General features: G+C 57.0%; 11 protein-coding genes. 6 read left to right on the top strand and 5 right to left on the bottom strand.

The window, feature by feature from the left end; genetic code table 11:
* Positions 1 to 52: 52 nt before the first annotated feature.
* The 5 genes from AC5J09_RS24140 to wrbA all read right to left on the bottom strand — a co-directional run bounded on the left by AC5J09_RS24140 (position 53) and on the right by wrbA (position 5,794).
* Positions 53 to 1,213, bottom strand: a complete 1,161-nt coding sequence (locus AC5J09_RS24140; RefSeq protein ID WP_494298693.1) for an adenylate/guanylate cyclase domain-containing protein — start codon at positions 1,211 to 1,213, stop codon at positions 53 to 55.
* Positions 1,214 to 1,797: 584 nt separating this feature from the next.
* Positions 1,798 to 2,169, bottom strand: a complete 372-nt coding sequence (locus tag AC5J09_RS24135; protein ID WP_494298692.1) for a response regulator transcription factor — start codon at positions 2,167 to 2,169, stop codon at positions 1,798 to 1,800.
* A 65-nt stretch (positions 2,170 to 2,234) separates the two neighbouring features.
* The gene (locus AC5J09_RS24130; protein WP_494298691.1) at positions 2,235 to 2,873 is read right to left on the bottom strand and encodes a response regulator transcription factor; all 639 of its coding nucleotides are present in this window, start codon (positions 2,871 to 2,873) and stop codon (positions 2,235 to 2,237) included.
* 132 nt (positions 2,874 to 3,005) lie between these two features.
* A complete protein-coding gene (locus AC5J09_RS24125) occupies positions 3,006 to 4,958 on the bottom strand; it encodes a PAS domain-containing sensor histidine kinase (RefSeq protein ID WP_494298690.1) in 1,953 nt (650 codons plus the stop codon).
* A 206-nt stretch (positions 4,959 to 5,164) separates the two neighbouring features.
* A complete protein-coding gene (gene wrbA / locus AC5J09_RS24120; RefSeq protein ID WP_494298689.1) occupies positions 5,165 to 5,794 on the bottom strand; it encodes an NAD(P)H:quinone oxidoreductase in 630 nt (209 codons plus the stop codon).
* 329 nt (positions 5,795 to 6,123) lie between these two features.
* Between wrbA and AC5J09_RS24115 the strand changes: the two genes are divergently transcribed.
* The 6 genes from AC5J09_RS24115 to AC5J09_RS24090 all read left to right on the top strand — a co-directional run bounded on the left by AC5J09_RS24115 (position 6,124) and on the right by AC5J09_RS24090 (position 12,540).
* Positions 6,124 to 7,287, top strand: coding sequence for a VOC family protein (locus tag AC5J09_RS24115; RefSeq protein ID WP_494298688.1), 1,164 nt, complete (start codon positions 6,124 to 6,126; stop codon positions 7,285 to 7,287).
* A gap of 33 nt (positions 7,288 to 7,320) precedes the next feature.
* A complete protein-coding gene (locus AC5J09_RS24110) occupies positions 7,321 to 8,439 on the top strand; it encodes an iron-containing alcohol dehydrogenase (RefSeq protein WP_494298687.1) in 1,119 nt (372 codons plus the stop codon).
* Between the two features lie 15 nt (positions 8,440 to 8,454).
* Positions 8,455 to 9,807: an amidase gene (locus tag AC5J09_RS24105; RefSeq protein WP_494298686.1), complete on the top strand. Its 1,353-nt coding sequence runs from the start codon at positions 8,455 to 8,457 to the stop codon at positions 9,805 to 9,807.
* Between the two features lie 22 nt (positions 9,808 to 9,829).
* Positions 9,830 to 10,258, top strand: a complete 429-nt coding sequence (locus AC5J09_RS24100; protein ID WP_494298685.1) for a CBS domain-containing protein — start codon at positions 9,830 to 9,832, stop codon at positions 10,256 to 10,258.
* A gap of 70 nt (positions 10,259 to 10,328) precedes the next feature.
* The gene (locus AC5J09_RS24095) at positions 10,329 to 10,979 is read left to right on the top strand and encodes a glutathione S-transferase family protein (RefSeq protein ID WP_494298684.1); all 651 of its coding nucleotides are present in this window, start codon (positions 10,329 to 10,331) and stop codon (positions 10,977 to 10,979) included.
* A gap of 103 nt (positions 10,980 to 11,082) precedes the next feature.
* Complete coding sequence (locus tag AC5J09_RS24090) at positions 11,083 to 12,540, top strand: mechanosensitive ion channel domain-containing protein (protein WP_494298683.1); 1,458 nt, start codon at positions 11,083 to 11,085, stop codon at positions 12,538 to 12,540.
* Positions 12,541 to 12,658 lie beyond the last annotated feature (118 nt).

The following is a 12,658-nucleotide window of genomic DNA, read 5'->3' as shown; positions in this document are numbered from 1 at the left end:
GGGCGAAGCGTTCTCCGAGACCATGGTTGGCTAAGCGGGCCGAAGGCGGTCCTCAGATGTTGAGCGCATGAACCTCGATCATCTCATCGAAGCCTTTGATACTGTGCATCCCGAGGCAATCTGTCTGGGCCGCACATCCGGCGGAAGCGACAAAGTCCGCGGAGATCAAAATAGGCCGCTTGAGTTGTTTTGTCATGGTTTCGAGCCTTGACGCCAGGTTTACGGCAGGGCCAATCACCGTAAAGTCGAGCCTTCGCTGCGAGCCGATGTTCCCATACATTACCTCCCCCACATGCACACCGGTGCCGAATTGGACTGGAAACGTCGCTGAAGTGCGGCGTGCGAATGCTTCGCATGCAGCGGTCAACGCCCCGACAAGTCTTTGACAAGCGTTTGGTTTGTTGAGGGGGAAAACAGCTAACAGGCCGTCGCCCATAAATTTGAGAATTTCCCCGCCGTGCCTTTCTATTGGATCAGCCATCAGGTCGAAGTATTCATTCAGGATCTCGATAACCCGATCCCTGTGCTGGCTGCCGGAAAGGAGGGTGAAATTCCGTAAATCGCTGATCATGATTGCGGCGCTCACCGTGGCGCCGCTGCCCCGGGTCGTAGCACCATCCAGGATCTGCTCACTGGCGTGTGGTCCGACATAGGTCTGAAGCAGTGTCCTCGCCAGCTGATTTTTAAGCCGGATCTCGGTGATCAAGGAAAAGAGCGGCAGCGTGCTGTGGATCAAGGCGATGTCAGCCTCATCGAAACCTTCTGGCCTGTCCGTGGCAAAGGTGACGAGATGGCGACGCCCCTGCGTGTGGTCGAGCGGCCACGCAGCGTAATCGGTGTGCCCCTGGTCGCGAAGTTCGTCGTATACGGGATACTTGTGAGGGCCATGCACCTGGACTTTCTGCCTGACCTCCTTGCCGGTGGCCATGACGAAATGCAAAGGGCTTCGCAGGAAAACGTCTGTCGCCTCGACATCATATGCGACGTTTTGCACGTCCGCTTGACTGTATCCCCTATACCATACAAGGCGCGTGCCCAACCATTGCGGATGATGGACCCTGAAGTGCAAGGTCGCTCGACTAAGTACGATACCCGCCTTCATCAGACGTTCGCAGAGCTGTACGAAAATTCTTTCGGATGAGGCTTCATCGCGAAGGCCTTGCGAAAGCCATTCGATCACCTCTGCGCCGGAGTCAGCTTCTCTTCCGTTCATTTTTAGCTCCATCGGTCCATACCGGACCCAAGGTCAAAGGCAGCGAGACGACGGTCGCGAATAGCCACACACGCTGCCTCCGAGGTTATTTCCTGAAGGACGTCAAGTCTGTGTTGGTGGAACGCGTGTCGGCCTTCGGTTCCTTCCGGCGACACAGGGAATTCGCTCGCGGAGGCATGTCCACGGGGCGGAAGGTTAAATGCAAAGGTCCTCATGACCTTTCATTTCACCGTTTTCGAATTCGGACGCTGATCGGATGGAGGCTTTCCCATGCCTAAGGGGAATCCACTCGGGTATGCCTGCGGCACATAGACCGTGATGACAGTCGGTTCAGCCTTTTGCCCCAGCGGGCGACCGCGTGAAGTCCTTTTCCAAGGCGATTTCGTCCGGCTGCTGACGCTTATCGAGCCTCGCTCTCCAAACACGATTTTGTACTCCTGTTGCAATGAACAGGAAATTACGCGCTACGGACGAGGATATGCACTATACGTCAGTTTGTGCGGTCAACCGTAGTTGAGGGCCGTTGGCGTTCGAATGCCGCCTTCCGAAGCGGGCGCGGTTCCGGGTTGCGCTCGATGCAGGCGTCAATGTCGGCTCTTGGTGGAGATGAAAGCGAGCAGGTCGGTGGAGTTGATAGGCTTTTCCAAAAACCCTGCGGCGCCGCCGTTCATCGCAGCCGCTTTGGTCCGCGTGTCGGCGAATGACGTCATGATGCATACCGGGGGGCCACCTTGCTTGACCAGCGCGTCCAAGAGTTGCAGGCCGCTAGTGCCCGGCATTTTGAGATCGGCGAGTACGCAATGCACTTTGCTCACATCACCGGAGGAAAGGAATTCATCCGCGGAACAGTAGGTCTTGCTGCGAATGCCGATCGCGTCGAAGAAGTCATGGAGTGACTCCAGCAAAAAGTGATCGTCATCAACTATGGCGACCATGGTGTGGGGCTTGGGACGCATTGAACCTCTGATTGTGTCGTTGGCCGCGCTGAGCCTGGCGTTGAATGTCGACGGTAGGCTTAGAGCTAGCTGATGAGCTCATATTGCCGCACAAGGTCGGCTAAGGATTTAGCGCGCATCTTTCGCATCACGCTGCCGCGATGGAGCTTGACCATGATTTCGCTGATCCCGAGCTCAAACGCGATCTGCTTGTTCATCAAGCCACTGGCCACTAGTCCGAAAATCTGGGTCTCGCGGGGGGTGAGAGTGTCGGCACGGGATCGAATTTCGATGCGGTGTGATCTTTCCTGCTGCTGGTCCCGATCCAAGGAAAAGGCTGCTTCGATAGCGTCAAGCAAGTCGCTCGTCCGGAGCGGCTTCTGAAGAAAGTCCACCGCGCCTCCCTTCATTGCGGTTACGCTTGTTGCGACGTCGCCGTGTGCGGTCATGAAGACTACCGGCAGGTCGAACCCATTAGCACTCAGCTTCGCCTGAAACTCGATACCATTGACCCCCGGCAGGCGGACGTCGAGAAGAACGCATCCCGAGCTAGCCTTGGAAGCCCTTTCAAGAAACGAAGCTGCGTCCTCGAACGCTTCAGCCTCAATATCGAGCGACTGGAAGAGGTCTAGCAGCGATAGACGAAACTGCTCGTCGTCCTCGACAATATGTACGACCTGTCGCGGGACCAAAGGGGGCTCGATGGATTTGGCAGCGTCTGCCATGTCAGGTCCTCCAACCGGGATTGATGGCATCAGATCAGGGTGCATTCTACCACTCATCCCTCCTCGAATAAGTAAACCAACGTTTGCCATCTGATTGCAATTTAACGACGAACTGTTTCAAATGTACTGTGGCTAGCTGTCGACGATTGGTAACGTCACCCGGAACACAGCACCACGCAGCCCATCGTTTTCGGCCCAGATCGTACCGCCGTGATTACTGATGATCGACCGGCAAATGGCGAGCCCCATTCCCATGCCGTCTGCTTTCCGCGAAAAGAAGCCGTCGAAGATTCTGTCGATGTCATCGGCTCGGATGCCCCCTCCGGAATCCCTGATTACGAGACTTATTTTGTCGGCGGATTGGGCCGTCTCAACTGAAATTTCACGGGTGCGAGAATTGTTAGCCGCTATTGCCTGAATGCTGTTGATCAGAAGGTTCACGACGACCTGCTGGAGCTGGACACGGTCTCCCATGACCCGGGGAAGCCCGCCCGCCAGCCTGGTCGTAACCGCTATGTGGTGCGTCTGGCTCTCCGATCGCACAAACAGGGCGGCTTCCCGCACAATGTCATTGAGATCAACGAAATCGCGAACAGGGTCGGACTTTACCGCCATGTCCTTTATTCGGCGAATCACTTCGTTCGCTCTATGGGCGTTCTCCATTATCCGCGCCATAATCGACTTTACCTTGGGGAGGTTTGGTTCGTCCCGAGCGAGCCAGAAAATTCCCGTGTCGGCATCAGTGACGATCACTGAAAGCGGCTGCCGTACTTCGTGGGCGATCGACGTCACCAATTCGCCGAGAGCCGAAATGCGGGCGGCGTGGACAAAATCGGCTTCGATCTTCCTCAACTGCCGCTCGATACGACGCTGTTCCGTGACGTCGATCATCATGATCAACGTCTTGTCCAACGTCTCCGGGTATTGAGGAAAAGTAACATAAAACAGAACGTCGAGAAGATCGCCGTCGAAAGTAAGGATCTTCATTTCCTCGCTGTAGTTCCGTCTGCCTCCAAAGTGAGCAGTGAGCACACGAGAAGCGGCATCCGGTGTGCCGGCGAAGAGATATGATACGTCTTGCAGGAAATCTTCTCTCCTGTGGCCTCGGAAGAGACGCATCGCGCTTTCATTGATTTCCGTGACGACGACTGTCTCGCTGGCAAAACGCACCAGGTCGGGTTGTTGCGAAAGGTAATCCTCGATGTTGTCGATGCCGGATGCCTTGAGATTCTCGATAACCCCGCTCATGGCACGAGCGTCGACCTGCCACACAGGAAGAGGTATGTTGTCGATCAGGTTGCGATAGCGCTGCTCGCTTGCGGCGATTTCCCAAAAGGTCTCGGGAGCGTTCCACGATCCGGTCACGTTGACGGAAATGAGCGAGGGATGGTCGGCGCCGGCGCGCCATACGGTGAGCATTTCGGCTCCGACCCTGTGGTTCTTTGGCCAGCAGCCATATCCGCTACTAGCAATGACTGCAGCCGGAGACCCCTCGTTTGCAAACAGTTTGGCGGCAGTAAGGTTCAGATCTTGGATTTTGAGATGGTCGGCCGCGAAGCGGAGGGCCGCAGCGGGTAGATAATTCGGTCCGCCTTCTCTGTCGCTGGCCATTTTCCGGAGAACCGCGGTCGCACCCGACACATCGATACTCCAGACGGCCGCCCCGTCCTTTTGGATGCCGACCGAATGCCCCTCCATGAAGCGCGGATCGGCCCTGCGACCGAATTCGATGAAGAGGTCCGTGGCATCTGCTGCGGCTCGAAGGGATCTCACCCGGATTTCGACGAGCAGCGGTATTCCATCAGCCGTGCGGCGTTGGACGATACCCTGCCAGGAGCGTTTTGAGACCATGTGGTCCAGCCCCGGCTCATCCATTGACTCCCCGAACAGTTCAGCCGTTGTCTTTCCGATCGCCTCCGAATTTGCGACCCCATAAAGCAAGTGGGACGCCACGTTCCAGTGAACGATGCAACCTGCCGCGTCGTAGATGACGATGCTTTCGCTGGACGCGTCAGCGATCTCGACGGCCAAACTGTCGATGGCGCGCCTCGCGGAACCGATCTTGTTGTTAACTCTTTCGGCCATCCGACTTCTTCAAGAGCTCGTTCGAGGCCTCGGCTTCGATCAAGTCATTGGGTTGTTGCTGTCTATGCTCGAAAGGCGGACCGAAGGGGCGAACAGCCTTCGAAGCCGGCGAGCCTTGGGGCAATGATCATTTGACTGAAGCTGGACTTTGAGATGCCTAACCGGTCGACGAACGATGTGCCGACGGCCACACCGTCTTCTCTTTATCAGGCGGCAACGCCCGGGATTTTTGCATGGAGCAACCAGCGAGCTACCGAAGTGACTCGACGACCCTGGAAGCGTGCGACGGCCAGATGATCGTCGTCCGGCTTCAGACTATCGCGGGCGGAGACGTGTGTTGCGCCGTAGGGAGTGCCAGCCTTGAACATCGCGGGGTCCGCGTAGCCGAGTGGGACGATGATAAGTCCGAGGTGTGCCATCGTGGTGTAGATGGACAGCAGCGTAGACTCGTTTCCACCGTGGAGGGACGAGGTAGAGCCGAAGACCGAGCCAACCTTGCCGTTGAGTTTGCCTTGGAACCAGAGGCCGCCGAGACCATCGATATAGGCCTTGAGTTCGGACGAGATGGAGCCAAAGCGGGTAGGCGTCCCGAACACGATCGCATCTGCCCATTCGGCGTCCGCCTCGCTCGGAGCTTCGTATTTCTGGTTCATAGCGTGCGCGTTCTCGCGCCAGCCCGGCACCTGGGACATGGTTTCGTCGCCGACAAGTTCGCGCGCGCGACGAAGGCGTACCTCTGCGCCCTCTTCGATCGCTCCCTGAGCGATTGCATTTGCGAGAATTTCGGTAGAACTGTTCCGCGAATAGAATGCGATCAGCAACTTTGGTTTCGACATAACTGCCTCCGGTTGGTCGCTGTGGGCTCATGCCACAGCCGTGCTCGGAACATGGCGAACCGCAACCAGCGTCAGAAGCCGTCAAAAGCCGGAATGTGCGTCCAAAAATTTGGACGATCGTCTCAGTGGCGCGTCCTGGCGGACATCCGCGCATGAATCTGGGCCTCAAAAGGTCTCAGGCGGGCGTGGGCATGCCAATCGCGTGGTTTGCGTCCATAATTTTGAACGCTTCGTTTGTGTCGCGCCGGCTTCAGATGGAAAGAACCTGATCATACGGTTGCAGTCGATCGAGCCAGCCAAGGCCGAGAACGAACGAGCAAAGGTGGAACATGAACCAGATGGTCATCAGGGGCGTCAACAGCCAGACTTTCGTTGCAGCCAATATCAAGCGGACGGAAGACTTCTACAACAGAGTCCTCGGCTTGCCGGTCGTGAAGCGGACAGTTCATCACCATGACGCGCGCCTTCCGCTCGTCACCTTTGGATTCCAACCGTTCGAGGGCGAGCCGCAGCGTGGCGAAACAATCACGTACATCGAATGGAATCCAATCTTCTACATGATGCCGAATGGTGGTTTCGTCGAAGAGAATGCCACGCGTGACGGCGTCGCCAATCCTCGGGTTGGGGATCCGAAGGGACGTTGGGGTGCTGGTACGAACCATCATCTTGCCTTGCACGTGCCGAACAGGGACGGCCTTCTGAAGTGGAAGCGCCGCCTTTCCGATCACGGCGTCCACGTGACCGGGCCCTACAATAGGCACTACTTCCATGCGATCTACCTGCGCGATCCCGACGGCGCGATTATCGAAATAGCGACGACGGAGCCGGGCTTCTCCCATGACGAGGCCGTCCTCGGCTCAGGGTTTCGACCGCAGCCTAAGGAAAATCTGATCGGTGGTCGTGACGAAGTGCAGGTCGCCGCTGAAACCTGGCCGCAACCGCTGTCCCGCATCACATCCGATTTCGCCCTTCGGGGCTTTCATCACATCACATCTATTTCGAGCAACGCGGAGAGAACCGAGAACTTCTTCGTCGAGAAGGTCGGACTTAGGATCATCAAGAAGACAGACTATCTCGACGAGAAAGGCGGAACTCATTTCTATTATGCCTGCGACGAGGACCTGTCGCCCGGCTCTGTGCTGACCTTCTTCGGTTTGCCCGGATATAAGAGCGGCCGGCTTGGTACCGGACTTTCGCACCACTTTACGTTGGAAGTAGAAAACGATGCCGCTCTCGCCGACGAACATGCGCGGTTCAAGAAAGTTGGGATAGACGTGTCTACAATTCAGGACACGGTATACGCACGCCAGTTCCTCTTCCGTGATCCGGATGGGCACATTTGCGGACTTTCCACCCCGAACCGCTATTCGATAGACGAAGACGCCGACTTCTTAGGCCAGAAGCTATGCCTCCCGGAACATCTTGAGAGCGAACGCCGCGAGATCGAACGCCATATCGCGTACCGCCCAGCACCTGTGCCGGCCCTGTCGTAAACGACGACATGCCCCGGATGGCAGGAGTGAAACATGCAGCAGCTTGATTTTCTACCGCAAGAAAAAGTCGTCTGGGGCCGCCAAGTTCTCGCCGATGCCCTGACCAAACTTAGTCGCCACGGCATCGAGAGACCTATAGTGTTCACGGTGGAGCCGCTGGCTGGGCTGGCCAACGAGGTGGTCGCCGCCATGGGCTCCGACGTCGTTGGCGAGTTCCTGGATTTCCCGCCGCATGTTCCCGAAACCGCCGTGAACAACGCCTTGTGGGCTTGCGAAAGCACCGGGGCAAAATCGATCATCGCCCTCGGAGGGGGCTCAGTACTCGACGCCGCAAAAGCCGTGTCGCACTTCCATCAACTGCGGCACGGAAGACATATACCAATCGTCGCCCTCCCCACCACATTGTCGGGTTCGGAGTTTTCGCATTATTTCGGTGTTACCGAAACGGCAGGGGCGGTCAAGTTTAAGCGGGGCTATGCAGTCAGGGAGACCGCTCCGAGGATCGTGATTATCGACCCCGAACTCATCCGAGGAACACCGCGCGGGTTACTACTCTCCTCCGCCATCAAGGGGATCGACCATGCCGTTGAGGGGATGCGGCTGGTAGGGCCAGACCACCCGCACGCGGTTCTCGCGGCCAGCGGCGTGGCTCGTTTTTTGGGCGTTCTCAATCGGTGGCCTTCGGGGCTCGAAACACAACACGCGCTCGACGCCGGATCGATCACACTCGACGACTTGCTTCAACTCCAGTTGGCTGCCTGGCAATGCTATTTCTTTCCGGCATCCGTGATTTACGGTTTGAGCCACCGTATCGGTCACATTCTCGGCGGGACCTACGGCGTACCGCACAGTCTCACGTCGTGCATAACGCTGGCTCCGGTCATCGAAGCCTGTGCGTCCTTCTACGGCGACAAACTGAGGATTTTCAATGGCCGGGCGTCCGGACGTGAAGCTGCTTCCGTTCTGTCGAGTGACATCGGCGACGTTGTGACCTCGCTCGGCTTGCCCTCGAAACTGAGGGACATTGGCTTCGATAGAAGCCTGCTTTCACACGTTGCTGAATTGCTGCTCGAAAACTATCCGCGGGAGGTGAACGATCTCGGTGTCGGCGCTCGCGCCAAACTTTTCGACCTGCTCGAGAGCCTCTGGTAGGCAATGGAAGCCGACATGACCCACTCACTAGTCGGGTTGCTGTCTGACTATGCTGCAGGGCGGCAGTTGCCGTCGAGCGCAGTTGAGGTGGCAATTGCAACCGCCCGGCACTGCCGCGCCGAGATCCGAGCGTTTGCGGAAATCGACGGCCCGGGAGCGAGGCTATCTGCAGCCTCGTCGGACCGCCGATATCGGAACCGGACGGCTCGAGCACTCGAAGGTGTTCCGATCGGCGTTAAGGACCTGTTCGATACAGCCGGATTAGCGACGCGGTATGGTTCGCCGACCTATTCCGAGAACGTACCTCGTGTGGACGCCGAGATGGTCCGTATCCTAAAGAAAAAGGGGGCTGCTATTGTCGGTAAGACGACCACTCACGAGTTCGCATGGGGTGTGACAACGGCGAGTGAGCATTTTGGTGATACGCTAAATCCATGGGATCACAACAGAATCCCGGGCGGTTCGAGCGGAGGGATGGCCGCGGCAATCGCCTACGGAGCCGTCAGCGCCGGGCTGGGTACGGATACCGGCGGTTCGGTCCGCATTCCTGCAGCTCTCTGCGGAGTTGTCGGCTTCAAACCGAGCTATGGGTTGCTATCTACACACGGGGTCTTTCCTCTTGCTCCGTCGCTGGACCACGTGGGGGTAATGGGCAGGTCTGTCGCCGATATGAAGGTGATCGCGGCTGCCCTCGGCATCAGGAGTAACCCGTCGTGGACTTCCCGGTGGCGATTAGGGGTTCTTGGCACGGCCAACGACCTGCCGATCTCAGCGGACGTTCAGCGGTCTTTCGAGCGGGCCGTTGCCACCCTTGGGTCGCACCACGATGTCGTAGAAATCAACGATGTACCATCGTTTAAGCGTGGATTTCAGGCGTTCGCGGGAATTGTCCTCGCGGAAGGCGGGATGGTGCATTTCAGCCGGCACGATAGAGAACATGTCCGGGCAACTTATGGGGCCGAGACCGCCAGTCGCCTTGCGTTGGCGGAACTGACAACGATTGGAACTTACGCGGACAGCCAGAGAACTCGCCGAGAGTTCGTTCAACAGTTGGATTTCGCGATGAGCAATGTCGACTTTCTGCTTCTTCCAACATGCCCGTGCACCGCACCGCGGCTCGGAACCGATCAGATCACGATCGGCGCATGGAACGGCAGTATCCGAGAAGCGCTGATGATCTATACCGCGCCGTTCAATTTGGCCGGCATGCCAGCCCTGTCTCTGCCGATGTCTCCGGCAGCGGCGGACGGGATGCCCGTTGGACTGCAGATCGTCGCCGGTAGAGGACGCGATGCGGCCCTTCTGACCTTTGCTTCCGAGGTCGAGGCCCATCTGGGTGTTCGCGCGAGTGACGTCGATCTGAAGTAATGGTGAACGGGCGGAGGACCGAATGTCTGTAAATGCAATTTTGATCGAGAAGGGGTGCCATGTCATAACAGCTTCTCGCACCGATACGGTGGAGCACGCGTGCCGCCTGCTTCACTCGAACCACGTCGGCGCCGTCGTGATAGTAGACCACGAAAACCGGATCGAGGGGATATTTACGGAGAGAGATGTAGTCGCGGCCATAGCTCAGCGCGGCATTTCGTGCATGGATCTACGACTTTCGGAAACTATGTGGAAGAACGTCTTTTCCTGCAGTCGATCGACCAGCATCAACGGGCTGATGGACATTATGAATAAACAAAAAGCGCGGCATCTCCCGGTGGAGCAAGACGGTCGGCTGGCGGGCATTGTCTCGATCGGTGACGCCGTCCGGCACCACATCAGAGCTATTGAATGCGAGGCGGAACATATACGATCATATATCTCCGGTTGAGGCCTGACTGGCGGATACAATCCCAAATTCGATAGCCATAACCGTAGGATAGTGACTAGAGTGTGACTCGTTGGATCGAAAGACGAGGGGACGCACGCGATGCTTAGAACTCTATGACAGCCGGTACTCTGGCAACTCATGGAAGGTAAGGATCCTGTTAAACCAGCTGAAGATCCCTTTCGAGAGACGCACGCTCGACCTGGAGTCGGGTGAGACCAAGAGCGACATTTTCCGTAAGTTGAGCCGTTTTAGTCGCGTCCCAGTTCTGGAGCTCGAAGACGGGCGGAGTGTAGTCGAGTCGGCTGCCATCCTTCTTTACCTAAGCGAAGGTACGCCGTACCTCTATGACGATCCGTATTTGCGGTCGCAAGTCATTGGCTGGATGTTTTTCGAACAAGGAGACCTCCAACGTTTTCTTGCCATGGCCAGGGTCTACCATATTCGTGGGTTGGCCGACAAAATGTCGCAACAGATCGAGCGGCTTCACGCTGACGGTTATTTGGGACTTGAAAAGTTGGAGCGTTGGCTCGTTAGCCATGAGTGGCTAGTGGGCGACCGGTACACGGTTGCCGACTTGGCAGTGTTTGCATACGTTTCGCTTGCGCATCAAGGAAAGTATGAGATGGAGCGATTTGCGGCCATCGCCGCGTGGCTCGCTCGCGTGAAGGCTCAATCCGGCTGGATCGACATATCCGACACGAGCCCCTACCAATTGGTTTAGTATCGAGACAGTCCGACGGAGGATAGGTTGCGAGTAAAAATCCTCTGAGAGGCGACGGGACAAAGTGGCTTTTGCGCGCAATCCGTCGCGAACACGGTTCCGTATGACTCAAAACACCATTCTTACCGACTTAATCAACCTGCTCGGCATAGCGGGCATCGTCGTGTGGCACCTCCAGGGTCGGGCGCGGCCAAACGAGAGAATTATAACTCAGATCGTCGTCTTCTTCGCAATGACCGTGGCTCTCGCTTTCGCGCGCATTGTGCCATTTCGCTTCGACGCACCACACCTGGATGGAACTGGGTCGCTCGTGGTGACGGCCAAGATACTTTGGTGGACGCACCTTTCTTGGGCCACGATCGGATTTGTGCGAATCTACATCGTGCTTGACGGAAGGCCGCGGGAGGCACGCCTCATACAGGACCTGCTAGTAGCCATCGTCTACCTCGGGGTATTTCTTTCTGTCATGGCCTTCGTTTTTGGAGTGCCGATTGGAACCATTCTCGCCACTTCAGGCGTGTTCGCGATAATTCTCGGTCTTGCGCTTCAGAACACCCTTGGCGATGTTTTCTCCGGCATCGCCCTGACCCTCGGAAGGCCGTATACGATCGGAGACTGGATACTACTCCCTGATGGAACTGAGGGGAGGGTGGTCGCCAGCAATTGGCGTTCGACCTATCTCCTGACCGGAGCTCAGAATCAGGTTGTAATGCCGAATAGTGTTCTTGCTAAACAGGGGTTGACGAATGTCAGCAGGCCCGATGAAACGCATCTGCTCGTTTTAGCGGTTCGCATTGTCCCGACACACACACCTGCCTTTGTACTCAAGGTAATGTTGGATGCCCTCAGTAGCTGCAACAGCATTGTCCAAGAGCCGCCATCGAGTGCATCCCTCATGGGAATCGATGCGGCCGCAATCGACATTCAGCTCTTCTTCAGGGTTACTTCTCTGGCTCAGCGGAGTGCCGCCAAAAACGAAATTATCGATCTCATATACAGGCACTGCATTGCCAATGGGCTTGTTCTGGCGAGCCCGGCAGGAAGCCAGATCCTCCGAGACGGCCAGATATCTGCCCCCAAGACCTCGGCGTTGACGTTGTTGAAGTCGATTCCGCTTTTCTCGGATTTGACAGAGGAGGAGCAACATGCGATCGCCGCCGGCGCGATTGAAAAGAGGGCGGGTTCGGGGGAGGAGCTGTTACCACAGGGGTCCGTTTCGGACAGGCTGCTGATTATCCGCGGAGGAGTAGCTTTGCGGTGCGATCAGGGCGAGATCGTCGCGAGACTGGCTCCCGGCGATATCGTCGGGGCCTGGGGGGTATTTGCAGGCCAACCTGAGAACAGCCAGTCTCTTACGCTGACACCTGCCACCTTCTACGAGATCGAGAAGTCGGTGTTCGATAGCCTCGTTGCAGATCGACCGCGCTTAATCGAGGACCTGGCCCGACGATTACATCGACATGGGTCGCATGGCGACGCCGGATCGCCTCCTCGAAGCCATTCCGACGGAACACGCGCGGACCTCGTACACGCAATAAGAAGCATGTTCGGAGGACACTAGCGATGGGTGCTTAGCGGCGAGCACGCCCCGCTCGAACGGGGGCATATCGTTCAAGTCGTTGGACCATGCGTACAAGCACAGGAACTTCTAAAATTCGAGAGAGCCACTACTGTTTCAA

It is taken from the genome of Sinorhizobium sp. (assembly GCF_059070375.1).
This window is presented reverse-complemented; position numbering and strand designations above follow the sequence as displayed.

Coding starts and splice junctions, on each gene's coding strand:
- AC5J09_RS24115 (WP_494298688.1), top strand. CDS start 6,124: ATGAACCAGATGGTCATCAGGGGCGTCAACAGCCAGACTTTCGTTGCA.
- AC5J09_RS24110 (WP_494298687.1), top strand. CDS start 7,321: ATGCAGCAGCTTGATTTTCTACCGCAAGAAAAAGTCGTCTGGGGCCGC.
- AC5J09_RS24090 (WP_494298683.1), top strand. CDS start 11,083: ATGACTCAAAACACCATTCTTACCGACTTAATCAACCTGCTCGGCATA.
- AC5J09_RS24105 (WP_494298686.1), top strand. CDS start 8,455: ATGACCCACTCACTAGTCGGGTTGCTGTCTGACTATGCTGCAGGGCGG.
- AC5J09_RS24100 (WP_494298685.1), top strand. CDS start 9,830: ATGTCTGTAAATGCAATTTTGATCGAGAAGGGGTGCCATGTCATAACA.
- AC5J09_RS24140 (WP_494298693.1), bottom strand. CDS start 1,213: ATGAACGGAAGAGAAGCTGACTCCGGCGCAGAGGTGATCGAATGGCTT.
- AC5J09_RS24130 (WP_494298691.1), bottom strand. CDS start 2,873: ATGGCAGACGCTGCCAAATCCATCGAGCCCCCTTTGGTCCCGCGACAG.
- wrbA (WP_494298689.1), bottom strand. CDS start 5,794: ATGTCGAAACCAAAGTTGCTGATCGCATTCTATTCGCGGAACAGTTCT.
- AC5J09_RS24135 (WP_494298692.1), bottom strand. CDS start 2,169: ATGCGTCCCAAGCCCCACACCATGGTCGCCATAGTTGATGACGATCAC.
- AC5J09_RS24125 (WP_494298690.1), bottom strand. CDS start 4,958: ATGGCCGAAAGAGTTAACAACAAGATCGGTTCCGCGAGGCGCGCCATC.